Annotated in this window: 28 protein-coding genes; 17 read left to right on the forward strand and 11 right to left on the reverse strand. The window is 66.3% G+C overall.

What is annotated here, in order from left to right:
* Nucleotides 1-75: 75 nt before the first annotated feature.
* Nucleotides 76-2,853 carry an AAA domain-containing protein gene (locus ACSBP4_RS05835; protein WP_435551625.1) on the reverse strand — a complete coding sequence of 926 codons (2,778 nt, stop codon included), beginning with the start codon at nt 2,851-2,853 and terminating at the stop codon, nt 76-78.
* A gap of 187 nt (nt 2,854-3,040) precedes the next feature.
* Here ACSBP4_RS05835 and ACSBP4_RS05840 point away from each other — a divergent pair, with 187 nt between their 5' ends.
* On the forward strand, nt 3,041-3,613 hold the full coding sequence (locus ACSBP4_RS05840) for an SPW repeat domain-containing protein (RefSeq protein WP_435551626.1): 573 nt from the start codon (nt 3,041-3,043) through the stop codon (nt 3,611-3,613).
* On the opposite strand, the gene ACSBP4_RS05845 is transcribed toward ACSBP4_RS05840, so the two are convergent.
* Entirely contained in the window at nt 3,610-3,849 is a 240-nt protein-coding gene (locus tag ACSBP4_RS05845; RefSeq protein ID WP_006649706.1) for a hypothetical protein, read from the reverse strand. The genes ACSBP4_RS05840 and ACSBP4_RS05845 overlap by 4 nt on opposite strands.
* A gap of 148 nt (nt 3,850-3,997) precedes the next feature.
* Between ACSBP4_RS05845 and ACSBP4_RS05850 the strand changes: the two genes are divergently transcribed.
* Complete coding sequence (locus tag ACSBP4_RS05850) at nt 3,998-4,549, forward strand: hypothetical protein (protein ID WP_006649705.1); 552 nt, start codon at nt 3,998-4,000, stop codon at nt 4,547-4,549.
* 30 nt (nt 4,550-4,579) lie between these two features.
* On the opposite strand, the gene ACSBP4_RS05855 is transcribed toward ACSBP4_RS05850, so the two are convergent.
* Nucleotides 4,580-4,984 (reverse strand): PIN domain-containing protein, encoded by a 405-nt coding sequence (locus tag ACSBP4_RS05855; RefSeq protein ID WP_435551627.1) that lies wholly within the window; start codon nt 4,982-4,984, stop codon nt 4,580-4,582.
* Nucleotides 4,985-5,212: a DUF7557 family protein gene (locus tag ACSBP4_RS05860; RefSeq protein WP_006649703.1), complete on the reverse strand. Its 228-nt coding sequence runs from the start codon at nt 5,210-5,212 to the stop codon at nt 4,985-4,987. It lies immediately after the preceding gene.
* A gap of 103 nt (nt 5,213-5,315) precedes the next feature.
* Between ACSBP4_RS05860 and ACSBP4_RS05865 the strand changes: the two genes are divergently transcribed.
* Both ACSBP4_RS05865 and ACSBP4_RS05870 read left to right on the forward strand, forming a co-directional pair.
* The gene (locus ACSBP4_RS05865) at nt 5,316-5,714 is read left to right on the forward strand and encodes a nuclear transport factor 2 family protein (protein WP_435551628.1); all 399 of its coding nucleotides are present in this window, start codon (nt 5,316-5,318) and stop codon (nt 5,712-5,714) included.
* Nucleotides 5,711-5,926 (forward strand): hypothetical protein, encoded by a 216-nt coding sequence (locus ACSBP4_RS05870; RefSeq protein WP_435551629.1) that lies wholly within the window; start codon nt 5,711-5,713, stop codon nt 5,924-5,926. Before ACSBP4_RS05865 ends, ACSBP4_RS05870 begins: the two co-directional genes overlap by 4 nt.
* A 45-nt stretch (nt 5,927-5,971) precedes the next feature.
* Here the strand turns inward: ACSBP4_RS05870 and ACSBP4_RS05875 are convergent, their stop codons facing one another.
* Both ACSBP4_RS05875 and ACSBP4_RS05880 read right to left on the reverse strand, forming a co-directional pair.
* On the reverse strand, nt 5,972-6,928 hold the full coding sequence (locus ACSBP4_RS05875) for a zinc-dependent metalloprotease (RefSeq protein WP_435551630.1): 957 nt from the start codon (nt 6,926-6,928) through the stop codon (nt 5,972-5,974).
* A gap of 99 nt (nt 6,929-7,027) precedes the next feature.
* Nucleotides 7,028-7,324 (reverse strand): hypothetical protein, encoded by a 297-nt coding sequence (locus tag ACSBP4_RS05880; protein ID WP_006649699.1) that lies wholly within the window; start codon nt 7,322-7,324, stop codon nt 7,028-7,030.
* Between the two features lie 167 nt (nt 7,325-7,491).
* On the opposite strand from ACSBP4_RS05880, the gene ACSBP4_RS05885 reads away from it, so the two are divergent.
* From ACSBP4_RS05885 to ACSBP4_RS05915, 7 genes are all read left to right on the forward strand, one after another.
* Nucleotides 7,492-7,677 carry a hypothetical protein gene (locus ACSBP4_RS05885; RefSeq protein ID WP_006649698.1) on the forward strand — a complete coding sequence of 62 codons (186 nt, stop codon included), beginning with the start codon at nt 7,492-7,494 and terminating at the stop codon, nt 7,675-7,677.
* Between the two features lie 160 nt (nt 7,678-7,837).
* The gene (locus tag ACSBP4_RS05890) at nt 7,838-8,062 is read left to right on the forward strand and encodes an LSM domain-containing protein (protein WP_006179942.1); all 225 of its coding nucleotides are present in this window, start codon (nt 7,838-7,840) and stop codon (nt 8,060-8,062) included.
* Nucleotides 8,059-8,235: a 50S ribosomal protein L37e gene (locus tag ACSBP4_RS05895; RefSeq protein WP_006649697.1), complete on the forward strand. Its 177-nt coding sequence runs from the start codon at nt 8,059-8,061 to the stop codon at nt 8,233-8,235. The genes ACSBP4_RS05890 and ACSBP4_RS05895 overlap by 4 nt, the downstream gene beginning before the upstream one ends.
* Nucleotides 8,236-8,355: 120 nt before the next feature.
* A complete protein-coding gene (locus tag ACSBP4_RS05900) occupies nt 8,356-9,549 on the forward strand; it encodes a threonine synthase (RefSeq protein ID WP_049966110.1) in 1,194 nt (397 codons plus the stop codon).
* Nucleotides 9,550-9,684: 135 nt separating this feature from the next.
* Nucleotides 9,685-9,858 carry a hypothetical protein gene (locus tag ACSBP4_RS05905; protein ID WP_006179939.1) on the forward strand — a complete coding sequence of 58 codons (174 nt, stop codon included), beginning with the start codon at nt 9,685-9,687 and terminating at the stop codon, nt 9,856-9,858.
* Nucleotides 9,859-10,092: 234 nt separating this feature from the next.
* Entirely contained in the window at nt 10,093-10,794 is a 702-nt protein-coding gene (locus ACSBP4_RS05910; RefSeq protein WP_006179938.1) for a phosphoglycerol geranylgeranyltransferase, read from the forward strand.
* A gap of 73 nt (nt 10,795-10,867) precedes the next feature.
* Nucleotides 10,868-11,518: a helix-turn-helix domain-containing protein gene (locus tag ACSBP4_RS05915; protein WP_435551631.1), complete on the forward strand. Its 651-nt coding sequence runs from the start codon at nt 10,868-10,870 to the stop codon at nt 11,516-11,518.
* A 17-nt stretch (nt 11,519-11,535) separates the two neighbouring features.
* Here the strand turns inward: ACSBP4_RS05915 and ACSBP4_RS05920 are convergent, their stop codons facing one another.
* The gene (locus ACSBP4_RS05920) at nt 11,536-12,342 is read right to left on the reverse strand and encodes an SIR2 family NAD-dependent protein deacylase (protein ID WP_435551632.1); all 807 of its coding nucleotides are present in this window, start codon (nt 12,340-12,342) and stop codon (nt 11,536-11,538) included.
* 86 nt (nt 12,343-12,428) lie between these two features.
* Here ACSBP4_RS05920 and aspS point away from each other — a divergent pair, with 86 nt between their 5' ends.
* Nucleotides 12,429-13,733: an aspartate--tRNA(Asn) ligase gene (aspS, locus tag ACSBP4_RS05925; protein ID WP_006649693.1), complete on the forward strand. Its 1,305-nt coding sequence runs from the start codon at nt 12,429-12,431 to the stop codon at nt 13,731-13,733.
* A gap of 452 nt (nt 13,734-14,185) precedes the next feature.
* On the opposite strand, the gene ACSBP4_RS05930 is transcribed toward aspS, so the two are convergent.
* Complete coding sequence (locus tag ACSBP4_RS05930; RefSeq protein ID WP_435551633.1) at nt 14,186-15,007, reverse strand: alpha/beta fold hydrolase; 822 nt, start codon at nt 15,005-15,007, stop codon at nt 14,186-14,188.
* Between the two features lie 324 nt (nt 15,008-15,331).
* Here ACSBP4_RS05930 and ACSBP4_RS05935 point away from each other — a divergent pair, with 324 nt between their 5' ends.
* The 5 genes from ACSBP4_RS05935 to ACSBP4_RS05955 all read left to right on the forward strand — a co-directional run bounded on the left by ACSBP4_RS05935 (nt 15,332) and on the right by ACSBP4_RS05955 (nt 22,672).
* Complete coding sequence (locus ACSBP4_RS05935; protein WP_049966114.1) at nt 15,332-16,159, forward strand: pantoate kinase; 828 nt, start codon at nt 15,332-15,334, stop codon at nt 16,157-16,159.
* A 450-nt stretch (nt 16,160-16,609) separates the two neighbouring features.
* Nucleotides 16,610-19,513: a DUF1508 domain-containing protein gene (locus ACSBP4_RS05940; RefSeq protein WP_435551634.1), complete on the forward strand. Its 2,904-nt coding sequence runs from the start codon at nt 16,610-16,612 to the stop codon at nt 19,511-19,513.
* Nucleotides 19,514-19,635: 122 nt separating this feature from the next.
* Entirely contained in the window at nt 19,636-20,415 is a 780-nt protein-coding gene (locus ACSBP4_RS05945) for a 4-phosphopantoate--beta-alanine ligase (RefSeq protein ID WP_049966116.1), read from the forward strand.
* A 225-nt stretch (nt 20,416-20,640) separates the two neighbouring features.
* Nucleotides 20,641-21,636, forward strand: coding sequence for a tyrosine--tRNA ligase (locus ACSBP4_RS05950; RefSeq protein ID WP_006649687.1), 996 nt, complete (start codon nt 20,641-20,643; stop codon nt 21,634-21,636).
* Nucleotides 21,637-21,733: 97 nt separating this feature from the next.
* The gene (locus tag ACSBP4_RS05955; RefSeq protein WP_006649686.1) at nt 21,734-22,672 is read left to right on the forward strand and encodes a biotin--[acetyl-CoA-carboxylase] ligase; all 939 of its coding nucleotides are present in this window, start codon (nt 21,734-21,736) and stop codon (nt 22,670-22,672) included.
* A gap of 132 nt (nt 22,673-22,804) precedes the next feature.
* On the opposite strand, the gene ACSBP4_RS05960 is transcribed toward ACSBP4_RS05955, so the two are convergent.
* Genes ACSBP4_RS05960 through ACSBP4_RS05970 form a run of 3 tightly spaced genes read right to left on the reverse strand, consistent with a single transcriptional unit; the run spans nt 22,805 to nt 25,099 of the window.
* Complete coding sequence (locus ACSBP4_RS05960; RefSeq protein WP_049966118.1) at nt 22,805-23,185, reverse strand: DUF7268 family protein; 381 nt, start codon at nt 23,183-23,185, stop codon at nt 22,805-22,807.
* Entirely contained in the window at nt 23,172-24,089 is a 918-nt protein-coding gene (locus tag ACSBP4_RS05965; protein ID WP_049966119.1) for an ABC transporter permease, read from the reverse strand. The genes ACSBP4_RS05960 and ACSBP4_RS05965 overlap by 14 nt, the downstream gene beginning before the upstream one ends.
* Complete coding sequence (locus ACSBP4_RS05970) at nt 24,086-25,099, reverse strand: ABC transporter permease (protein WP_049966120.1); 1,014 nt, start codon at nt 25,097-25,099, stop codon at nt 24,086-24,088. Before ACSBP4_RS05970 ends, ACSBP4_RS05965 begins: the two co-directional genes overlap by 4 nt.
* Nucleotides 25,100-25,148: the final 49 nt, after the last annotated feature.

Here is a 25,148-nt window from a genome sequence, read left to right on the forward strand (position 1 = left end):
CGCGGGCGAGGTGGTTAGTAGCGATACCTATAGCTCATGGGCAGAATGTCAGTCTACTTACTACCGGTGGGCCCGTTACTGCCGCGCCCACTCGAGCATCCGCTCGTAGACCGGATCGCTCGCGAGCGCCGACGAGTCGCCGACCAACACCAGCGCCCGCTTGGGCCGTGTCAGCGCGACGTTGATCCGCCGGTAGTCCTCGAAGATCGGCCCCTCGAGCGAGCCGGTCGCAGTGAACGAGACGATGATGACCTCCTGGCTCGAGCCCTGGAAGCGGTCGACGGTGTCGACGGTGACGTCGTCGGGGACCGTACTCGAGATCTCCGAGACCTGTGCTCGGAACGGGGCGATGACGCCGATCTCCGACCGGTCGAGGCCAGCCGCCTCGTAGCGCTCGATCAGGTCGGCGATTCGTGCGGCCTCCTCGCTGTCGGTATACTGGCTCCGGTCGCCTTCGACGTCGACGAACGAGACGGGATCGGACAGGGTCTCGGGCAGGGCGTCCCGGGAGACGCCCTCGAGGTCGTCCAGCGTTCGTCCGGCGACCTCGGGCGTCGCCGGCCGTAGCTGTCCGTCGTAGAACTCGGTGGAGGCGAAGACCTGAATGCGCTGGTTCATCCGGTACTGGCGATCGAGCATGACGCCGGCGTCGGGGTAGCGCTCGACCAGGCGCTCGAACAGCGACTCGGTGAGGTCGTTCTCGGCGCGCACGACGGGCGGCAGCTGCTCGTGGTCGCCCACCAGCACGAACCGCTCGGCGAGGTTGATCGCCGCGCAGGTCCCGGGCTCGGTCAGCTGGGCGGCCTCGTCGACCAGTGCGGCATCGAAAGCCTGCTCTTTCATGATCCGCGAGCCGCAGGTCGCGGTCGTCGCCGCCACCACCTGCGCGTCCTCGAGTTCGGCGACCCGATCGGCGGGCTCGCCCGCCCGTTCGAGGCGGTAGGGCTCCATCTCGTCGCTGACCCCGCTCTCCGACCCCACGCGGACGACGTCGACGGCTTCGCCGTCTCCACTCCGTTGCGTCTCCGACGCAACGCTGTCCTCGTCGATGACGTCCTCGAGTTGCTCGAGTAGGGCCTCCAGAGCGTTGTCGACGGCGCGATTCGTGAAGGCCGACAGCAGGACGCGCTCGCCGCGTTCGACCATCGCGCGGATGGCCCGGGCGATGGTGTAGGTCTTCCCGGTCCCCGGCGGGCCGTGGATCAGCGCGCAGTCCTCGGCACCGACGGCTTTCCGAACAGCCTCGTTCTGGCGCTCGTTGTTGTCGATGAAGGTCTCCTCGATCGCTTCGAACTCGGGCTCTGCGCGGCCGAACAGGACGTCCTTGCGCCGTTCGTCGCCTTTCAGGAGCGCGTCGTGCATCGCGACGAGCAGCCGGTCGGTCGTCAGCTCGGAGGGGTAGACATCGAGCCGGGTGACCGCGACCGGCTCGTCCGCCGTGATCACGACCTCGTCGTCGAGTCGCTCGATCCGCGCGAGTTCCGAGTCGCCCCGAACGGGGTCCCCGTCGCTGGCCAGCACCAGATCGCCCTCCCGGAGCTTCGAGTTCGCGCCGCCGGTCCGGCGCGCCCGCAGCTCCCAGCGACCGCCCTCGAGCGGCCGTTTTGCGACGAACTCGAGGTCGATCAGCGCGCGGTCGTCGTCGGCCCGTTCCTGCGCGGTCTGTTCCCAGAGCTTGGCGTACTCGCGGTGGACCTCGCGCCGTTCCTCCTCGATCGCTCGGTAGAAGCGATCGAAGTACTCGCGTTCCTTGGCCGGCAGCGCCTGCCCGATCTGGCCGGCCTTCGACTCCTGATCCAGCCGCCCGGAGACGACCATGCAGGTGTCCTGTTCGAAGCAGTACTCGCATTTCGCGTCGGCCTCGTAGCCGGTCGGGATCTCGCCGGCCATCTCTTTGGCCGCGATCTCGTTGCGCAGGCGGACGACGTACTTCAGTAGCCCGTCGCCCATCGAGAACTCCTTGGCGGGGGTCAGGTCGCCGGTCTCCTCGTTGCGATCGAGCGCCGAGTTCTTCGTGTAGAGCAGCGTGCCGGTGTCGACGTCGCCGCCGTGTTCCTCGAGCAGGAGTGCGTAGCAGGCAGCCTGCACCTTGTCCTTGAACCGCGGTTCCTTCTTGAGGTTCTTGCCGGTCTTGAGTTCGACCGGCACGCCCCGGCGGACGGCGTCGGCCCGGCCTCGAATGCCGAAGGTCTCGCTGATGAGCAACTGCTCGGAGCGCCAACTGTCTTCCTCGGTGAGCCGGCCCTGCTCGAGCCAGCCCTCGATCGCTTTGGCGTTCTCCCGGATCTCCTCTTTGACCGCGTCGGGCGTCTCGCCTAACAGCCCCAACTGGAGGCCTCGCTCCTCGACGCGGGCGTCGATCGACTCCTCGAGGTTGCGCCCGCGAAGCAGGTCGCCGAAGACCTCGTGGACGAGCGTCCCTTTCACCACGGGGTAGTTCAGCGGCACCCCGGAGAGCTTGTTCAGGTAGTAGAGCCGGGGACACTCCACCCAGTTGCGGATCGAGGTCACGCTGACGAGAAAGGAGGGTTCGACGACGACGTAGGACTCGCCCGTCGTCGCGTACTTGGTCTCGCCCTGATACTCCTCCTCTTTCGCGTTCGTCACGACCAGTTCCATCCCCGGCTCGAGCAGCTCGGCCGACTCGGTCCACTTGTTCCAGAGCGTCACCGTCGTTTCGCGGCCGTCCGCGACGGCCGCCGTGCCGCCGTCGCTGCGCGTCGGCGTGGCGTCGCCGGTGGGCTTGTCGTCGGTCGCGAGCCGGACCGGGACCTCCGCGAGATCGCTTTCGCCGTAGCTCGTCGACACCGTTCGCACGTCGACCTCGCCGGCGACGGTTCCGCGTACGTACACAGCTATCGTCACGAGCGAGCGATCAAAAACGCTATCGGTCCCGGTGGCGACCGGCTCGTTTCCCCGCTCGCGGGACGCGATGCCCACGATAACATTCACTTACCGGCGTTCCCGGGTTTCGTTCCCGGCCGGCCGCGAGTGGAACGGACGGGCCGTTTTTGCGATCAGGCCCCGAACGTCCGGTACTATGAGTGACCCGAACGGCGACGATCGTCGGCGGGGCGACGGGCCCGGGGCCGGCGACGAGCCGCCGACCGACAACGGCCCGATCAACCGACCGGAATCGGCGTCGGCCGACATCGACTCGGGGACCGGGGTCGGTGACGGAGAGCGGCCCGGCGGCCGCGACCCGCGAGACGAGTCGACGCAAGTCGCCAGCGAGGAGCGCCGGCGCAAGACCTCGGTCGTCAGTCTGCTGGTCGCCGTCCTCGGCGCGTGGGTCGCCCTCTCGGTGCTGGTCTTCCAGAGCGGTGGCGCTCCCGCGTCCAACGACGTCCTCGTCGGACTCGCGGTCGCGCTGGCTGCCGGCTACAACTACTATCGGGTGACGAACGACATCCCGCTCAGCCCCGCCATCGCCTCGCTGGTCGCCCTCCTCGGGATCTGGCTGATCGTCTCGGCCGCCCTGCTCGGGATGACCGGCGGGCTGTTCTGGAGTACGCTCGTGACCGGGCTCTTGATCGCCGGGCTCGCGGGGTACAACGCCTACGAGGCCCGCGAGGCCCGAACGGTCGCGACCGACTCCGGCACGGGGATCTAAGGGTCGGCCTCGAGCCGGCGAAGCCGGTGTTCGGCGGCGTGATGGCCCATCGCGACGACCGAAAAGGCGACCATGACGACGGCGAAGCCGACCGAGACGATCGGTGAGACGCCGTTGACGTACCCGTTCCAGAGCTGGCCCAGCGCCAGCGCCAGCGGGGCGATCGTCAGCAGCGAACTCTTGGCGGGTGCAGCGCGGAACAGATCGACGAGCGACGGTGAGCGACGAGTGGACATAGGGAAAGCGTCGGTTACCGTCTCTGTCGGCGGGGCCAGTGTATTCCTTTCGGTTCCGGAACGGTCCGTTGCGGGGCGTAACAGTCCGTTCTCGGCGTCTTTCGGTGGAACCGATACGTTCATTCTGCCGGCGATCCAACCCTCGCCTATGCGGATACGCGAGTGGCAGGACGTACTCGAGGACGTCACGGAGCGCGACGTCGATCCGGAGGACTGGCGCGCAGTCGCCGGCGACCGCGCCGGCGGCGTCGGCGAAGACATGTACCTCGCGCATCCCCGGGCCGGCGTCTTCTTCCTGAAAACGTACGCGAAAAACCCATTCGAGGTACGGGGTGTCGGCACCCGCGTCGCCCGGAACATCGACGACGAGATCGGGTCGTTCATGCCCGAGAGAGAGTCGGGCGGCCGCTTTGCGGTCCAGTCACCCCCCGAGGACGAGGAGCAGGCCGAGACGGTCGGCAAGCGCCTCGAGACGGTGCTGGAAACCCACGCGGACGCGCCGACCCGACCCCAGGACCTGTTCGACGACGTGATGGAGGCGCTCGAGAGTCCCGCGTTCGGCCCGATGGAGTACGATCAGTACGACCGACCCGACGACCTCGCGGCCCTCGCCGACCGCTTCGAGGAGGCCGACGAACTGCTCGACGCCGAACTCGAGGACCTGATCGAGACCGACGAGGTCGATCGCGGCTTCATGTAGCGGTCGGGACCGCGGTCGAGGCGTTCGCGTTCAGTACGGATCGTATTCCGCGACGGAGAGGACCGGCTGCACCTCGTCGTCCCAGAAGTGTTTCTCGGCGGTCGCGAACGTCGCTCCGTGTTCGCGAGCGATCGCCGCGATGAGCGCGTCCGGGTGGTCCGCCGGGACGCCTCGATCCAGCAATTCGCTCTGCAACGATGCGGCCTCGTCGGCCGTCCGTGCGGTCACGTCGAGTACGTCCATCGACGACGTGACGGCCCGTCGAATCGCGTCCGGGGTGCCGTCGATGTAGCCGTGTACGGCACCCATGTACGCCTCGTAGAGGACTATCGCCGGCACTCCCCACGCCTCCTGTTCGTACCGCTGCAGGAAGCGACGAGCGTCGTCGGTTCCGTCGAGATAATCGCTGAGAAGATTGTTATCAAGTACGAGCATCTACTTTGATTCCTCGATTCGGTCCCTCGTTCCCGCCCGCAACTCTTCTCGCATCGTCTCCAGCCCCGCCCGCGTTTCCGTGTCCGTTTCCGAAAGGACGCCGAACCCGGCCCACTTGTCGCCTTCCGTGAGTCGTAGAATCACGTCCTCGTAGCTTTCGTCCTCACGCTTATGGAGATCCAGTCGGTCTTTCGCTTCGTCCGAAACGCGGATCGACGTGTCTCCCATGTATGGGAATACGTATGCGTATGCAAAACACTTTCCCTCGTTCGAGACCGCTCCCGCATCCGCGTCCGATGGCTCTTTGAAAACGGCCGTCGAGGATACAGCCATGTCAGCGACCGCGAGCCCCGAGGCCGTCGTCCGCGACTACTACGACACGCTCCGGAACGGCGACCCCCTCGAGCCGTACTTCCTCGCCGACGAGTCGACGGTGAAGTTCGGCATCAGCGAGTCGCTGTTCGGCGGCGAGGTTATCCGTTCGGCCCTCGGGGAACAGACCGAAACGACCGCCGACTGGACGATCGAGAGCCGCCGCCTCGTCGTCGATCGGCGCGAGGCGGTCGCGACCTTCGCCGACGAGGTGACGATGGCCTGGACCGACACGGAGGGCGGCGACCGACGCCGATTCGACAGCCGCTGGAGCGGGACGCTGGTTCCCGCAGGCGACTCGAGCGCGCCCGACTGGCAGTTCGCGCTCATGCACGTCAGCGCCCCCCACGAGCTATGAGCGGGCGGGGTCGGGAGCCGTCAGGCTCGAGCGGCGTCTCGGACGCAGCCACCCAGCTCAAGGTCGCTTTCGTGTTGCTGGTCGGCCTATCCGGCGGGCTGGTCGCGTTTCAGGGCGAGGCGTCGCCGGTCGTGATCGTCGCGGCGATCCTCGGTGGCATCGTCGCCGGGAGCGCGTTGCTCTGGTACCTGATCTGGATCACGACCGGCTGAACGCGTCCGGGCGACCACCACGCGAGGGAAAACGGGAGATTCGGGTCAGCGGTCGACGCGCCGGAGCCACGTCCCCGGCGCGTCGAGTTCGTCGTGGCTCGGCAGGTACTCCGGCCCCTCCCAGACGAGACTGGCCGTCTCGAGGTCCCGGACCGCGACGACGTGTTCGAAGAAGTCCTTGCCGCGTTCGTACTGGCGCTCTTTCAGCCCCAGGCCGAGCAGCCGCCGGAAGACCTTCTGGATCGGGCCCCGGCCCTGCCGGCGCTCGTCGAGTTTTCGCCGCAGGTCCTCGTACTCGTCGTCGAAGGCGTGGTCCATCAGGAGTTCGGCGTACCCCTCGACGACGGTCATGGCGGCGTCGAGATCACGGAACGCCTCGCGGTCGAACGATCCCTCCGAGAGGTTGGCGATCCCGTCTTCCATGCGGGTCTCGAGGTGGTCCGAGAGCCACGGCGCGGCCCCGAACTCGGCGGCGTGGGTCACCTCGTGGAAGGCGATCCAGCGGCGGAATCGATCGGCGTCGACGTCGAGTTGGTCGGCCGCGTTGAGGATGTTCGGTCGGACGAAATACAGCGCGTGGTCGTCGGTCGGGGCGTCGGCGAGCAACAGCGGATCGTACTGACCGAGGACGTTCCGCCCGAGAAAGGAGAGCATGACCGTCATCGTCCCCGTGTTGATCGTCCGCGCGATCCCAGGGAACGTACCGGTGTGGGTCTCGAGGGCGCCCATGACCCGTTCGAAGGTGGCGACGTTGGCGTCGATCCAGTGGTGGCGGTTCTGGATCTCGATCGTCTCGGGGACGTCGAATTCGGCCCCGGAGACGGCGCGGACGGCCGCCCTGGCGTCTCGCACGTCGTGGGCGTAGGCCTCGCGTTCGCCGGTCTCGAGCGCGAGCGAGCCGGGGTCGGTCGCGGCCTTGGCGGCCTCCGCGGCGGATCGCCAGTCGATCGCGTCGTCACCGGATGCCCCGGCGACTGCCCGGGCGCTACGATAGAGATTCACGACCCCAAATAGGGGAAGGACCCGCAAAAGCGTTCGGCTCAGTGGAGCCGATTCACCGCCGGTCGGTCCGACGCCGGCCGGCGATCAGTCAGGTGGCGATCAGTTGACGATGACGTCGGGTTCCTCGTCGGCCTCGAGGTCGGACTCCTCGTCGTCGCCGCGGAACTTCTTGGCGGCCGCGGCGATACCGACCAGAACGACCAGTGCGACCAGCGCGCCGACGGCACTTTTCCCGCTCCCACCGGACTCCTCGTCGCTTTCGTCGGATTCAGTCTCGAGGTCGGCTTCGGACGCCGATTCCGTGGATCCGATCGGCAGTGCTTCGCCGACCGAGCCGAGGCCGATCTGGGGGGTGTCGATGTGCAACTCTACGAGGGTGAACTTTTTATCTCCCATGAGCGGACGGTCCACGAGTACACACTTAGCCGTTTGGTTAGGTATGGGGTAGCAGTAGCGTACGGGCCGGCTACCCCTCGAGTCCCGGACCCGACCGTTCGCGGTTCATGGTTCCCTAATTGATAAACTACAACCGCTTTATACCGGAACGAAACACTAGTTCGCGTATGAACCTGCACGATCCCACCACCCGCTGGGGAGTGGGCCTCGCCAGCGGTGCCCTCATCGCCGCCATCGCGGTGCTGTTTCTGGACGGAACGACGCGACTGCTCGTTCTGGCGCTCGCCGTCTTCGATGCGGTCTCGACGCCACAGTTCCTGAAACACGCCGCCGCGGAATCGGCGGACCGGTGAGAGCGCGTTGCCGACCGTCCCGACACCAGTCAGCTTGCTATCAGTAACAGCCGCGGGATCCGCAAGACCGGGTGGGAAACATCGTGTTATTCGCCGCTGAACGGCCCTCGTCGGAGCCGGGACCGGTACGATTAAGTGTCCATCACCAGCCGTGTTGCGTATGAGTGGACGACCGCTGGACGTCCTCGAGGCGTCGCTCGGCGAACGCGTCACGGTACGACTCAAGAGCGGCGACGAGTACGTCGGCGATCTCTCCGGGTACGACCAGCACATGAACCTCGTCCTCGAGGACGTGACGATCCCCGTCGAGGGCGTCGATCAGGAGGCTCCGGCCGAAGACACAACCATTATACGCGGCGACAACGTCGTCTCGATTACTCCATGACTGGTGCAGGAACCCCGAGCCAAGGAAAGAAGAATAAGACGACCCACACCAAGTGTCGTCGCTGCGGAGAGAAGTCCTACCACACCAAAAAGAAGGTCTGCTCGTCGTGTGGCTTCGGCAAGTCATCGAAGCGCCGCGATTACGAGTGGCAGTCGAAGTCCGGCGACAACTGACCGGTCTCTCTTTCGTCGTTTCCTCTCGTCTTCCGATCCGACAGCCCCGGCGTCGTCGCCGATGCCGGGACGCGCGACGCCGATGGACAACCCTTAGTTCGCCGCCCCGAAGGATCGCGTATGGAGACGACTGACGCCGTCGCGGGGCTCGAGTGCGTCGACTGCGGGACCGTCATCGAGGCCACCGCCGAGGCCCACCGATGTCCCGAGTGTGACGGTCCGCTCGACCCGCGCTACGACTACGACGCGATCGACCTCGATCGCGAGACGCTCGAGGGTCGGCCGGCCGACTCGCAGTGGCGCTACGCCGAACTGCTGCCGTTTGCCCGCGAGACGGCGGTCACGACCCGGGAGGGCGCGACGCCGCTGGTCGACTGTCCCGACCTGGCCGACGAACTCGGCGTCGAGCAAGTCCTGCTCAAAGACGAGGGACGGAACCCGACGGGCTCGGTCCGCGACCGCGGCGCGTCGCTTGCGGTCACGGCCGCGACCCGGAGCGACGCCGACGACGTCGCGCTCCCGTCGACGGGCAACGGCGGTCAGGCCGCGGCGGCCTACGCGGGCCGGGCCGGCCTCGAGTCCCACGCCTACCTCCCCTCGCGCTCGGGCTTTACGAACAAGGCGATGGTCAACGTTCACGGCGGCGACATGAACGTGGTCGGCGGTCGCTACGGCGACGCCGTCGGCGCGTACGAGGAGGCGCTCGCCGAACACGACGACTGGTACTCGCTGCGAGCCTTCGAGACGCCCTATCGCCACGAGGGGATCAAGACGCTGTTCTACGAACTCGTCGAAGACCTCGAGTGGACGGTTCCGGACGCGATCTGTTATCCGACGGGGATCGGGACGGGGATCGTCGGCCTCGCCAAGGCCGCCCGCGAGTTCGAGGAACTGGGACTGATCGACGAGATGCCCACACTCTACGCCGCGCAGGCGTCGGGCTGTGCCCCGATCGCGGACGCCGTCGCCGACGGCCGTGACGACCTCGACCCCGTCGAGCGCCCCGACACCATCTGTGGCGAACTCGAGATTCCGGACCCGCCGGCCGGCTCGTGGGTCCTCGAGGCGCTGCGTGAGACCGACGGCGACGCGGTCGCGACCGACGACCCCGACATCCTCGAGGCGGCCGTGCGGGTGGCCCAGACGACCGGCCTCGAGCCGACCCCGAGCGCGGCGGCGGCTGCCAGCGGCGCGTGGGAACTCGCCGACCGCGGTGCGTTCGACGGCGACGAGACGGTCGTGATCGTCTCGACGGGCGCGGGCAACAAGGAAGCCGACGTGTTGCGCAGTCACCTGATGGGACAGGGCATTTAGACAGCACCCAGTACCGAGTAATACCGCCGAATACAGCCGGTATAACCGCTATCGGGCGCCCAGTTGGGCACGGCGAACCGAACGCTTTCACCGACAGAGCCTTGACTCCGAGACGAGTAGACGAACCGAGTTCAAATGTGTGAACATTCACCAGAGTGTTCGAACGGGGTCACGTGCCAGCTCGTCCTCGAGAACGGTGAGACTGGCCTCGAGACCGCCGAATACTACTGTAAGGCACACCTGGTGCTGCGGATCTGGGAGGTCGAGAACGACAGCTCGATGCGGGCCGTCAGCGCTGAACAGCTGTAGGCCGGATCGGCCTCGCTCGACCCGCTTGCTGCCGATCACGGCTCGATCGTCGCGACGGAATCAGCCCGTTCGCGACCCGGAGGTGGACCCGATCGCGCCCGAGGGCCGCGGCGCGCTCGAGTCGACCAACGACGCACTCGAGCCGGCCGGGCCACTGCCCCCACCGTGTGACCGCGTCCCTCGCGACGGGGTCGTTCCGTAGCGTTTTTGCTGGTTGTCGGGAAACGACGCGGTATGACTGCCCCCTGGGACGATTGGAACCACGTTCTCAAGCTCGATCCGGACAAGGAGCTGCCCGAGGGCGTGACCTACGGTGACCTCTGTGCGACCGGAACGGACGCCATCGAGGTCGGCGGGACCATGGGTATCACTGAAGAGAACATGAGCGCCGTCATCGAGGCCTGTGCCGAACACGACGTTGCTCTCTATCAGGAGCCGTCCAACCCCGAAGTCGTCCTCGAGGACGACGCGCTGGACGGCTATCTCATTCCGACTGTGTTCAACGCCGGCTCGCCGTTTTGGATCACCGAAGCCCACAAAGAGTGGGTCCGCCTCGAGGGCGAACTCGATTGGGAGCGGACGACGACGGAGGCCTACATCGTGATGAACCCCGAGGCCGACGTCGCGGAGCTGACCGAGGCCAACTGCGACCTGGGTGCCGACGACGTCGCTGCCTACGCGACCGTCGCGGAACACATGTTCGGCCAGGAGATCGTCTACGTCGAGTACTCGGGCACCCTCGGCGACGAGGGCGTCGTCCAGGCCGCCGGCGAGGCGACCGACGAGTCGACGCTGTTCTACGGGGGCGGCATCCACGACTACGACTCCGCGTACTCGATGGCCCAGTACGCCGACGTTATCGTCGTCGGCGACCTCGCACACGACGAGGGGATCGAGGCGGTCCGCGAGACCGTCGACGCGGCCAACGACGCGTAACGACACACCGGACCGGTTGGTAAACCCGACAGTAGCCTCAACTGTTTTATCGCTTCGCGGTGGACGACCCCGCATGAGTCTCCACGTCGCCTTCGAGGCGTCGTCGCCGTCGCTGGTCCTCGCGCCGACCTTCGACGCCCTCCCCTCGCTCGAGGTCGACCTCGAGCGCCAGTACGCCCTCGACCCCGACCGCCCGATCGCGTTCTGCTGGCTCCGCTGTCGGGACCGCGACTGGCTCGAGCGGGCGCTGGCCGCCGACCCGACGGTCGCACGGTTCGACAGGATCGCCGGCGGGGATGGCCGCGACCTCTACCGGTTACAGCGAAGCGAGACGAACGTCGTCGGGGCGTACCGCCAGTGGGTCGCGGCCGGCGGCGAGTTGCTCGAGTGCCGGGGCACGGACGGTCGCTGGAACGTCGAGATGCGGTTTCCCGACCGGGCATCGTTCGGCCGGTACCACGACTTTCTCGTCGACGAAGGCGTCTCCGTCGAACTCCGCCGACTCGCCGAGACCGACGCTCGCTCGCGACGGGCCGGCGACCCCACGCTGACGGACCGCCAGCGGGAGGCACTGTCGCTGGCCCACGAACGCGGCTTCTTCGAGGTCCCCCGCGAGACGGACTTAGCCGAGATCGCTTCCCAACTCGAGATTTCGAATCAGGCGGTCAGCGAACGGCTGCGACGCGGACAGGCTCGGCTGGTCGAGTCCCACGTCGTCGACTGAGTCCGCCCGATCCCGGACTATTCGACGATCAGTTCCCGCAGGCGAGGGAGCGCCTCGGTCACGTCCTCGCGGACGACCGCGTCGGCGACGTCGTCACACGGGGTCGACTCGAGGTTGACGATCCCGACGGTCCCGCCGGTCGAGGCGGCAAGCCGGGGCAGCGACGCGGCGGGTTCGATGACCAACGAGGAGCCGATCGCGAGGAAGGCGTCGCTTTCGCGCGCAAGCGACCGGGAACGCTGGAGGACCGCACCGGGCAACTGCTCGCCGAAGAGGACCACGTCGGGTTTGAACACGCCGCCGCAGTCGCAGGTCGGCGGCAACTCGCCGCCGGCCGCCCGCTCGAAGATCGGGTCGCCGTCCGTGCGTTTCCCACAGTCCGTACAGCGGACCCGCTGGGAGTTGCCGTGTAACTCGAGGACCGTCGGCTCGTCGGCCGTCACGCCGGACCCGCCGTCCGCTTCGGCGTCGTTCCCCTCGTCGACCGCCGCCGCGGCGTCGCCGTGGAGGCCGTCCGTGTTCTGGGTCAGGACCGCCTCGAGGTGGCCGTCCCGTCCCATCGCAGCCACGGCCTCGTGAGCGGCGTTCGGCTCGAACTCGCCGTCGAACATCGCTCGCTGGAGGTCGACTCGATCGGCCCAGAACCCCTCGGGATCGCGCTGGAACCGGCCGTACGCGAACTGCCCCTGATCGAACTGTTCCCAGACGCCGTCGTCACCCCGGAACGTGGGCACGCCCGACGGCGCGGAGATGCCCGCACCGGTAAAGGCGACGGCGGTGTCCGCGTCCCGAACCGCGGTCGCGAGTCGCTCGAGGTCGTCCATACGGGTCGTATCGTTTCCGATGCGGCAAAACGTTACCCTCGATCCGAACGGCTGGGCTTAAGTTGCGCCTGCGTGAATCGAGTGGTATGCAGGACAGAACCTACACGGCCGACGCCGAGCCGGGCGACCACGTCACCGTCGCCGGCTGGGTCCACGAGATCCGCGACCTCGGGGGCATCGCGTTCCTGATTCTCCGAGACAGCTCGGGCAAGATCCAGATCAAGTTCGAGAAAGACGAGATGGACGAGGAGTTAGTCGAGACGGGACTCGACGTCTCCCGCGAGAGCGTCATCAAGGTCTCCGGCGACGTCGAGGAAGAGCCCCGCGCGCCGACGGGCGTCGAGGTCACGCCCGAGTCGCTCGAGGTCGTCGCCCCCGCCGACCCCGAACTGCCGCTCGACCCCTCGGAGAAGGTCGACGCCGACCTCTCGACCCGACTGGACAACCGCACCCTCGACCTTCGCAAGGAGGAGGTCCAGACGGTCTTCGAGATCCGTTCGGACGTGCTGCGTGCGGTCCGTGACCAGTTCCGCGACTACGATTGTACGGAGATCAACACGCCGAAGATCGTCGCGACGGGGACCGAGGGCGGGACGGAACTGTTCCCGATCACCTACTTCGGCGAGGAGGCCTTCATGAACCAGTCGCCACAGCTGTTCAAGCAGCTGGTCGCGGGCTCGAACGTCGAGCGGGTCTTCGAGATCGGCCCGATCTTCCGCGCGGAGGAACACAACACGCCGCGGCACCTGAACGAGGCTACCTCGATCGACTTCGAGGGCGCGTTCTGTGACCATACCGACGCCATGGACGTCGCCGAGGGCATCGTCAAAGCCGCCTACGAGTCCGTCCAGGAGAACTTCGGCGACCAGCTCGAGGAACTCGACCTCGCCGAGGACTTCGCGGTTCCCGAGGGCGACTTCCCGCGTATCAGCTACGAGGACGCCCTCGAGCGCATCAACGCCACGGGCGAACTCGACGAGCAGCTCGTCTGGGGCGACGACCTCTCGACGCCGGCCGAGGAGGCCCTCGGGCAGGACGTCGGCGGCCACTACTTCATCACCGATTGGCCCAGCGAGATCAAGCCGTTCTACATCAAGGACCACGACGACGATTCCGAACTGTCGACCGGCTTCGACCTCATGCACCCGCGGATGGAACTGGTCTCGGGCGGTCAGCGCGAACACCGCCACGAGAAGCTCATCGAGGGCTTCGAACAGCAGGGGCTCGACCCCGACCAGTTCGAGTACTACACCAAGATGTTCAAGTACGGCATGCCGCCCCACGCCGGCTTCGGCCTCGGCGGCGAGCGCCTGCTCATGACGATCCTCGGGCTGGACAACATCCGGGAAGCGGTGCTGTTCCCGCGTGATCGCCAGAGACTGAGTCCGTAGGACGACGTCTCTGGGAGCGCGTGGAAACCACGAGCGCGTAGCGCGAGTCGGTTTCCTCGAGATCGTCAGCGTTTGTCGCCGTAGGCGACAAACCTGAGAGCAAGCGGAACCCGAAGCGGAAGCGAAGCACGGTTCCGCATGATCGCCAACGTCTGAGTCCGTAGGACGAAGACGTTGGGAGCCAGCGAGACGAACGGAGTGAGTCTCGCCGGACCGACAGCGACTCTCGCCGTAGTCGAGGTCGCTGTTCGTCGAGCGACAAGAACAGGGTGACGAACGACCCGTGTCTCCCCGACGCTGTAGACGATCGCTATCGGTACCGCCCGCCGATCAGTACCGATACGTGACGCTGGATGTGTCGGGAACACGCTTCGAGCGAGAGAACGGTCTCGGGTCCGTAGCCTCGGAGCCACGACTTCGTCACAGCCGACGACTCGTGAGTACCAGCTCCACTAGTCGTCACAGGAGCCGCCGTTGATGGCAGCTGCCAGCTCCGAACCGACGGCGTCGTCGCCGAGATACGCGAGGTGACTGCCGACGCTATCGGTCACGTCGACATCGGTGTAGTTCGAGCCGGGATCACAGCCGACTCCTTCGGTCCCGAGTGCGGTGTCACCGAACCCACCGTAGGCAGAGCCGACGGTCGAGTCGTTCTGGGAGTGATAGTTCCGGACTTCACACGCGTTGTTGAGACCGGGGTTCCACGGATCGCCACAGATCTCGGAGCCGTCGGCGGCAGTGCCAAGGCCGGCGACGGTCTCGATCTCGTAGCCGCTCGAGAGCTTCGTCGCGGTCCAGTAGACACAGCGGCCGCCCAGCGAGTGACCGACCAGCCGGACGTTCCCGCCCCCGGCGTCGGAAAAGTCTTCGATGAGGCCGGCGACGACCTCGCCGACGTCCTCGGTATCGCTTTCGGCACCGAAGTAGTTGAGCGTGGTGGCGGGCCACTCGATTGCGACGGTCTCGTCGGGCGTATAGCCGCCGGCAACGAGCGAGTCCCTGACGTTGGTGGCCTGACTCGAGACGGTGGTATCGCCGAACCAGCCGTGAATGAACACCAGCAGTTCGTCCGTGACCGGCAGGTCGTCGTCGGCGCTCCAGCCGAACCAGCCGTCGTCGACCTCGATCGTGTCCGGGCCGAGGGACTGCGCGGACGCCGAGCCGGAGGCGGCGGTCAGTCCCGCACCGCCGATCAACGTCGTGCTGGTGGCCTTCAGGAGGGTCCGTCGGTCGGTCGCAGCTGGAACGTCATTGGACATGTCATTATTTGGCATGCGGACCGATCCTTCGACGAACCGATGATTGTAGTTTTCTTCTCCATACAGAGCGTATTCAAAACCGGGTAGACAGACGACTATCTCCGCGGACGATCGATACCACCGCCCGGGCCCGATAGCCTGACTCGCTCGAGGGCGGGCACAGCCCTCGCCTCGAGTCGGCCAGGCCATACTACTGAACCGGTTTCCACACCGTTCGAACGGCGGCTATGCAATGACTTTCAATGGAACTCGTAGGGAGAGCGATGGACCGATTGGAATACGGCGCGTGCGGGCGCGAACCTGCAAGGTTATATCGTTCGGGCAGAAAGCGGGGGCGTAATGCGTGAGGAGGCGACGGCGTTCGTTCCCGGCCACGTTACGGGCTTTTTCAGCGCCCACCCGGACGACGACCCGACGAAGGCGGGCTCACGGGGCGCGGGACTGACGCTTACGGACGGTGTCGAGGTGACGGTCGAACGAGCGGCAGAGACGACGGTCTTCCTCGACGATGTCGAGATCGAGATCGAACCGGTCGAGACCGTCCTCGAGACGCTCGACGTGAGCGCTCGGATCGACGCGACCTCGGAGCTGCCGATCGGGTCCGGGTTCGGCGTCTCGGGGGCGATGGCGCTCGGAACGGCCCTGGCCGCGAACCGCGTGTTCGGCTGCAAGCTCTCGATGAACGAACTCGTCACGATCGCACACGGGGCCGAGGTGCAGGCCGGGACGGGGCTGGGTGACGTCGTCGCACAGGCCCACGGCGGCGTCCCGATCCGCCTCGAGCCGGGCGGGCCACAGGACAACAAACTCGACGCCGTCCCCGCCCGGGCGCGCGTCGAGTACGTCACATTCGGGGAGCTGTCGACGGCCGACGTTCTCTCGGGCGATACCGAACAGTTGACCGCGGCCGGGCAGGAGGCGCTCTCCCGCGTCGTCGAGGAACCGACGCTGCTGTCGTTCATGTACGCTTCACGGCTGTTTGCCCGCGACGCCGAGTTGCTGACCGATCGGGTCCGCGAAACGATCGCCGAGGTGTCGGACGCCGACGGGCAGGCCTCGATGGCGATGCTCGGCGAAACGGTCTTCGCGCTCGGGACCGGCCTCTCCGATGCCGGTTACGAGCCCTCGGTCTGTGCGACCCACCCCGCCGGTGCGGTTCTGAAGTGAGCGGGTCCCGATATCGGTCGATTGTTGCCACTTTTCGGTGACTGTCGTGTCCACGAGAGACGAGCGCGTTCACGCGCCGTCGACAAGCGCCGGTGCCACGCGACAGATCCGGGGCCCGTCGCGTTTAAGTACGCCACACTCGTATCAGCTGCCATATAGATATATCGAGAAACCGCAGGACGGCGAACCGGATGCGTCTCGCTTTCCGCGATGAGCCGCCGATGGCCCGCTCGAGTCGCCGTTCGTTCCACTGCTATTTTTCACAAAGGTAATACAGAGGGTTCGTCTCGGACCGGTTACTGCCATCCCGTCGTTTCGAGAACGGATATTCGACGGCGGAAATCGACCGCCGGGTTTCGGTGAGAGAGCGGGGCGCTGGAAATACCAGAACCGAAAACATTGGCCAAAAATTTATTATGGTACGTTCGAGTTATCGGGCCAAGTTTCGAAATGGCTTCACGCACTGACATTCACCAAAACCTGTTTCAGTTGTACGAACACTACGTCGGGGAACCCGACTCGAGCAAGGACGTCTACGGCTACTGGCTGTTCATCGTCGGCTACGTCATCGGGGCCGCGGGCGTGGCGACGTTCGTCGTCGGGTACGCAGGCGAGGGGGAGCCGTACACGCTGATCAGGGCCTCCGGGATCACCGCTGCGACCGGACTCGCGCTCTGTCTGTTCGGGATCGTACTGATGTTACCGGTGCGGAAACGGGGAATCCAGGCGAGTTTCGTCGGTCTGCTCGTCTCGTTTGCGGGCGTCGGCTTCTTCGGGTGGGCGTATCCGAACAACTGGCGGGAACTGGGCGTCGACTACAGCGTCGAGGTGATCTCCGTCTACACGTTGGGGATCGGCATCATCGCGGGGGTGACGGCCCTCGTCCCTATTCTGACCGGCCAACGCGGCATGTTCGTCGAAGAGGAAGGCCAGACCGAGGACCCGCCGATCCTCACCGGCGACGCGATGGAAAGCGCCCAATTCGCCGCCTTCCGTGACGACAACGGCGACTGGCAGTGGCACGTCCTCCACCTCGAGGCCCTGGCCCAGAGTACGGAGAGTGCGGTGACGCGGCCGGAGGCCACGGAGGGGATCGAGCGGGTGAAATCCCAGATCAGCTCCGCGGGGCTGATGGAGCTGACGACCTCCGCGTTCCGGCTCTACGAGGACCGCGACGGCACCTGGCAGTGGACGCTCGCGCGCGACGACGGCTCGATCGTCGGTGCCTGTGCCGGCGAGTTCGACGAGCGCGACGGGGCCGAAGAGTCGGTGAGCTTCCTCAAAGACGAGGGGCCGGACGCCGACGTAATCGAGATCGAGGGGGCGGCCTTTACCTACGAGGAGCGCCGCGACAAGTGGTACTGGCAACTGGTCGACGACGACCGCGTGCCGCTGGCCTCGAGCGAGACGGGCCACTCGACCCAGGAACGGGCCGAAGAGGCCGCCCACACCTTCGCCGAACGGTTCGATCGGGCGCGGGTCCTCGACGTCGAGAACGTCGGCGTCGAACTCCGCGAGCGGGCCGACGGCTGGAGCTGGCGGATCGTCGACGCCGCCGACGACGTCCTCGCGACCAGTACCGACGCCTTCGATTCCCGGCGCGACGCCGAGGAGGCGGCCGAGGCACTCTTGCCCGAACTCGAGTCGGCGTCGGTCACCGTGGCCGGCGAGCCGACCTACGAATGCTACGAGTCCGGGCAAGAGTGGCGCTACCGGCTCGTCGACGAGACCGAACACGTAGTCGCGCGAAGCCCCGAGGGGACCGACGACCGTCTCGCGGTCGATACGTGGACCGAGCGGTTCGGCGACAACGCTGCCGACGCCGACGTCGTCGAGATCGACGACGCGGAGTACGAGGTCTATCCGGCCGCAGACGTCGACACCGGCAGCGCCGTCTCGACGCCCGACGACGACCTCCCCGCGGCAATCGAGGAGCCCGAACCGGCGGCCGACGGCGGGACGGCCGTCGACGCCCCCGACGCCGAGGATGCGAGCCCGTGGCACTGGCGGCTCGTCACCGACGACCGCGACGTCGTCGCCGCGAGTACCGAACCACATCCCGACGCCGAGTCGGCGACCGACGCCATCGAGCGGGTCCGCCAGCAGGCCAGCGAGGCGGAACTCATCGAGTTCGAGAACGCCGCCTTCCAGGTCTACGAGGCCGACTCCGGCGAGTGGCGCTGGCGGCTCATCGACGAGGACGGCAACGTCCTGGCCGACAGCGGCGCTGAACACACCTCCCGCGGCGAGGCAGCCGAGGCGATGATGACGCTGAAAGAGCAGGCCCCCGAGGCCGAACTGCTCGAGATCGAGACCGCGGCGTTCGAACTCTTCGTCAACGAGGACGACGAGTGGGGCTGGCGGCTCATCGACGAGGCCGGTAAACTCGTCGCCGAGGACCCCGCGACCCACCCGACCCGCGGAGCCGCCCGCCAGGCGATGAATCGCCTGCTCGAGCATCTCGACTCGGACGTGCGGACGATGGATCGGGCGATCTTCCAGCCGTACGCGACCGAGGACTGGCACTGGCGGTTCGTCCTGCCGTCGGGCGAAACGGTCGCCGTCGACGGCGAGGCACACCCGACCCGTGATGAACTGGTCGACAGTCTCGAGGACGTCCGGACGGCGGCGGTGTCGGCCCGTCGGCACACGATCGGCGACGTCTCGGTCCAGCTCTATGGCACCGACGAGTGGCGCTTCCGGCTGCTCGATCGCGACCGCGAGGAGATCGCCGACGCGACCGTCTCCTACGGCGACCGCGAGGCGGCGATGGACGGCGTCGAGGACCTCAAGCGACACGCGCCCGACGCGCCGATCTTTGCGATCGAGGACGCGGCGATCCGCGTCGACGACGCGGACGGCTGGTCGTGGGAACTCGTCGACGCCGAGCGGACCGTTATCGCCGAGGCCGTCGACTCCGAACCCGATCGAGAGGCCCTGCTCGAGGCGATCGAGGAGGTCCGCCAGCTCGCGCCGATGGCCGGCCGCGTCGACTTCGACGTCGCCTCCTTCGAACTCGTCGCCGACGAGGAGGACCGCTGGCAGTGGCGGCTCATCGACGAGGACGGCCGCACCGTCGCGACCGGCTCCGAGACCCACGAGACGGCCGACGACGCCCGCGACGCCCTCGCGGACGTCCGCGGCCTGATCGAGTCGGCGAGCATCCTCGAGATCGACAGCGTCTCGTTCGAACTCCACACCGCAGAGGACGGCTGGGTCTGGCAGCTGATCGACGAGTACGGCGCGACGATGGCCGAGAGTACCCAGACCTACGAGAACCGCACCGAGGCCCGCGAGGCGATGAACGACGTGAAGGCACAGGCCCCCGACGGCTGGATCACCTTCACCGAGTGACGGCGCCAGCGGCTCGCACCGACTACTGACCTGTCCGTTTCGCCGCGGGAACGCGGCGCTCGCTCGAGTCGACTCGGCGGGCGATCGGGCCGTTTTTTATCGATCGAACCCAGTGATCGATCGTGACCGATTACGACAGCGTCTCCGCCGACGTCGAAGACGAGGAGGAGATCCCGGCAGACCACCCCAGATACCAGGATCTGCTCACTCGTCACCGCATCGAGCGGGGCGTCGAGAAGGGGATCACCCACCTCCAGGGGATGCACGCGGAGGGGCGGGGCAGCGCCTTCGACTATCTGCTCGGCGAGGAGACGATTCCCAGCGCCGACGCGGCCGAACGGGCGGCCGCGGCACACCTCCTGCTGGCCGACCGTCCCGTCCTCTCGATCAACGGCAACGTCGCGGCGCTGGTCCCTGGCGAGATGGCTGAACTCGCCGACGCAACCGGTGCCGACCTCGAGGTCAACCTCTTCAACCGGACGCCCGAGCGCATCGAGGCCATCGCCGACCACCTCCGCGACCACGGCGCGGACGACGTGAAAGGGCTCGAGGCCGACGCGCGGATCCCGAACCTCGATCACCAGCGGGCGAAGGTCGACGCCGACGGGATCTACGCGGCTGACGTGGTGCTGGTTCCCCTCGAGGACGGCGATCGCGCGGAAGCCTTAGACGAGATGGACAAGACCGAGATCGTCATCGATCTCAACCCCCTCTCGCGATCACCGCAGGTGGCCGACGTCCCGATCGTCGACAACATCATCCGCGCGGTACCGAACATGACCGATCACGCGCGTGAGTTGGCCGACGCCGATGAGGCTACCCTCCGTGCGATTATCGCGGACTTCGACCGCGAGCGCGCGCTCGAGGACGCCGAGAAGCGGATCCGGTCGGGCGATCTCTGACCGCACGGTCGCGACTCAGTGGTCGACCGACACCATCGCTCGAGTCGGTCCTGAACCCGCCGATCGGAACCGCCGTTCGGGTTCGGCGCATCGACTCGAGCGCCTTTCATACGGGTTGTGTCCCGATTTCTCGGTGGGACCGCAGGGTAGTCGCGGTCCCACCGGCAATGACTGACAGTAGACCGTATCAGGAGGTATAAATTCCTCCTCCGGTTCCCTCCGTACATGGACGCCTACGAGTTACTCACGCGAAACGCCGAGGAGGTCGTCACCGACGAGGAGGTCCGGGACCTCACGGAGGATCCCGAGGGCAAGCGGGCCTACGTCGGCTACGAACCCTCCGGCGTCCTCCATCTGGGGCATCTCCTGACCGCGAACAAGCTCATCGACCTCCAGGAAGCCGGCATGGAGGTCGTGATCCTGCTGGCGGACGCCCACGCCTACCTCAACGAGAAGGGGTCGCTCGAGGAGATCCGGGCGACTGCCGAGCGGATGAAGGCCCAGTTCCTCGCGTACGGCCTCGACGAGGAGCGGACCGAGTTCGTCTACGGTTCGACGTTCCAGTTCGACGAGGCGTACACCCGCGATCTCCACACCCTTGAGCAGGCGACGACGATGAACCGAGCCCAGCGCGCGATGGCCGAGATTCAGGGCGACGAGACGGCCAAGGTAAGCCACCTGGTCTACCCGCTGATGCAGACGCTCGACATCGAGTACCTCGACCTCGACCTGGCGGTTGGCGGGCTCGACCAGCGGAAGGTCCACATGCTCGCCCGCGAGAAACTGCCGGAACTGGACTACGAGGTCCGCCCGGCGATCCACACCCCCATCCTCGCCGACCTCACGACCGGCGAGGGGAAGATGTCCTCGAGCGAGGGGACCACGATCTCGATGGAGGACTCGACCGCGGACGTAGAAGAGAAGGTCAATTCGGCGTACTGTCCCCCAACGCGGGATCCGGAGCCCGACGACGAGGGCAACGAGCGCGAGAACCCGGTCCTCGAACTCTTCGAGTACCACGTCTTCCCCCGCTTCGACGAGGTCGTGGTCGAACGCCCCGAAGAGTACGGCGGCGACCTGACCTACGAGGGCTACGAGTCGCTGGCAGCCGATCTCGAGTCCGGCGAACTCCACCCCGCCGACGCGAAGGGGACGCTGGCGACCTACCTCGACGAACTGATCGCGCCTGGTCGCGAGAAGCTACGCGAACTCCGGGACTGACCGGGGTCGTCTCTCGTTTTTCGTCACCGCCGCGTCGCCGCGGTCACACGGCCGGCGATCCAGCCGATTGAAGTGATCGCGCCCCCCTTTCGAGGGTATGAACGACACGCGACGCGCGGTCCTCGAGGCGCTTGCCGACGGCCCGGTTTCGGGACCGGAACTGGCCGACGCCCTCGACGTCTCGCGGGCGGCCGTCTGGAAGCACATCGAGGCGCTGCGCGAGGCGGACTTCGAGATCGAGAGCGGGCCGAACGGCTACGATCTCGGCGAGATCGAGGCGTACAACGCACCCGCAGTCGAGTTCGGGCTCGAGGCCCCGTTTTCGGTCGAATATCACGACTCCGTCGGGAGTACCAACGACCGGGCGCGTGAACTCGCGGGCGAGGGCGCGACCGACGTGGTCGTCCTCGCAGACGAACAGACCGGCGGCCGCGGCCGCCTCGAGCGCGAGTGGACGGCGCCGCCGGGCGGCGTCTGGCTGAGCGTCGTCACCCGGCCCGATATCGCGGCCGCGCAGGCCCCGCTGTACACGCTCGCGATCTCGGTCGCGACGGCGCGAGCGGCCCGCGAGGCGGGCGTCGATGCTCGAATCAAGTGGCCCAACGACGTGGTCGTCCCGGTCGGCGACGACGGCGACTACCGGAAGCTTTCGGGGATTCTCACGGAGATGGAAGGCGAGACCGACCGCGTCGAGTGGGTCATTGTCGGGCCCGGCATCAACGCGAACATCGACGCCGACGCGCTGCCCGAGGGCGCGACCAGCATCCGTGAGGAGGCGGGTGACGTCGACCGCCGGCGGTTCGTCCAGCGCCTGCTCGAGTCCTTCGACGACCACCGCAACGACCTCGAGAGGGTCGTTCCCGCGTGGCGCGAACTGGCGTTGACGCTCGGCCAGCGGGTGCGGGTCGACCGCCCCGCGGGCGAGATCGTCGGGGAGGCGGTCGACGTGACCGAGTCGGGCGCGCTCGTAGTCGAAACCGACGACGGGCGGGTGACGGTGTCGGCGGGCGACTGCGAACACCTCCGTCCCGTCTGAACAGTAATCGGTTCGACTGTCATGGATCGGACCGAAACTCGTGATCACTGACAGAGACCAGAGCCGCTCGGCGTGAACACTCACGTCTGCTTGGCACCAACAGCAACGCCGTAAGCGACCAGTGTGGGCGGATCACACGCCGAGCAGTATCGAACAGCCAGCCGCGGCGACCACCCACCCTGCTCCCGTCCACGACATCACAAAAAACGCCTCGCGAGCGCCGGCCTCTGTCCATCCGGAACTCACATCGAGTCGGTCTCTCATCCCTTCGATGGTTCGCCCGAGACCGACTGCCGTCGACCACGCGGTGACGCCGAATCCGAGTAGTAGCGTACCGAACGCGAACGCCGTGTCGGTCGCTGTTCGTGGCGACAGGACAACCAGTAGCCCGAGAGAGATCGTTGTCCCGAGTGCGGCCCCGATCGTCACCCAGCGAGCGGCTGCGGTCACGAGCCGGCGAGTCCGCTCGACGTAGCCCCCCGAGACGGGGACGCCGGGATCAGTCGACGGCATCACGCATGCGTGGATCCAGGGCGTCTCGCATTCCGTCACCGAGGAGGTTGAACCCGAGTACGGTGAGTGCGAGGAACAGACCAGGGAAGAACGACCACCACCACGCGCCCGAGAACAGGCCCCGTGTGACGCCCTCCGAGAGCATCATTCCCCACGAGGGGTCGCCAGGTTTGGCGCCGAAGCCGAGAAACGACAGCGCCGCGATATCGATAATTGCCAGACCGTAGTTCAACGTCGACTGAACGGTGATCGGAGCCAGACAGTTCGGCAGGACGTGACGAATCAGCAGCCGTGGATCGGTCGCGCCGAGTGCGCGCGTCGCCTCGATGTACTCGTCCTCGAGGACTTTCAGCGCTGCGCCGCGGACGACGCGGGCGAATCGCGGCGTGTACACGAGCGTGAGCGCGGCAACAGCACGCCACAGCCCCAGCGACTCGGGGAAGATGGTGACGAGTGCCAGGGCAAGCAACAGCGACGGAAACGATAGAAGCACGTCCATCGTCCGCATGATTATGTTGTCCGTGAGGTCGCCGTAATACGCTGCGATGATGCCGGCAGTGATGCCGAGGAACGTGGACGCGAGGACAGTCGCAGTCCCGAATTTCAGTGCGTACCACGCGCCGTACAGCACGCGCGGGAAGATGTCGCGAGCTTGTCCGTCCGTCCCGAACCAGAACCCGCTGCTGGGCGCTGCCTTCGTCGGATTCGTCCCGAACTGTGTGTTGACGATCGCACCGAGGTCGTACGCGAACCGCGCGTAGATGGCGACGGCGAACATCGCGCCAATGATTGTGAGGCCGATAACGGCAAGGCGGTTCGACAGGAGTTCCGTGAGGAACGGGCTGGCGCGGATACGCTCGATGGTACTGCGCTCGATGTCTGGTGATTGGGTTTCAGTACTCATTGGTCAATTCGTGGGTCGAGGATGGAATACGTGATGTCGACGAAAAGGTTCACTATCGTGTACATGAACGCGAACACGAGAACGGTCGCCTGTACCACTGGATAGTCGCTCTTGTTGATCGCGTCCACGAGCAACGTCCCAATACCGTTGATTTCGAACACCGTCTCGGTCAGGACGGAGCCGCCGAGCATCGATCCGAACTGGATCCCGATGATAGTGATGACAGGGATAAACGCGTTCCGGAGACCATGTTTCATGATCGTCGTCTTCGCGCCCTGTCCTTTCGCGCGGGCCGTCCGCATGTAGTCCTGACGAACGACTTCCAGCATCGATGACCGCATCATCCGGGAGATAAACGCCATCGAGTAGACGCCGAGGACGAGAACCGGCATGAGCAGATGGCGAACTGCGGACTGAAATGCTGCCAGATCTCCGGCCAGTAGTGTATCGATGAGGATGAATCCGGTTGTCGAGTCGATGAAGTGTGTCGATCCGATACGGCCGCTCGTCGGGAGGATACCCAGGAACTGTGCAAACAGCAGGATGAGGAGCGGACCGCTCCAGTAGATCGGGACACTGATGCCCGTAAGTGCGCCGATCCGCGAGAAGTGATCGGTCAACGTATCTTTCTTGACGGCGCTCAGGATGCCAAGGGGAAGCCCGAACAGAAGGCCCGCGATCTGACCGAGTATGGCGAGTTCGATGGTAATCGGAAGCCGATCGGCGAGGATTTCGCTTACGTCGGCGCCGCGCCGGATCTTGTAGGACTCTCCGAACTCGAGCGTCGCAGTGTCTCGGAGGAACCGGACGTACTGCTGCCACAGAGGATCATCGAGTCCAAGATCAGTTCGAACCTGGTTGATGTACTCCTGACTCGCGCGTTCGCCCGCGATTGCGACCGCGGGATCACCTGGCGAGAGTTGGAGGATGGCGAAGACTACCGTTGCTACCCCGAACAGCACCGGACCGAGCAACAGCAGACGTTTGGCAACGAACCGCTTTGAGACCATTATTCTGAGATATGTTTATAAGTTTAAAAAGCTCTCGTCAACTGGCCGT

Source organism: Natrinema sp. CGMCC1.2065 (assembly GCF_051225675.1).
In the GTDB taxonomy this organism is placed as follows: Archaea; Halobacteriota; Halobacteria; order Halobacteriales; family Natrialbaceae; genus Natrinema; species Natrinema thermotolerans.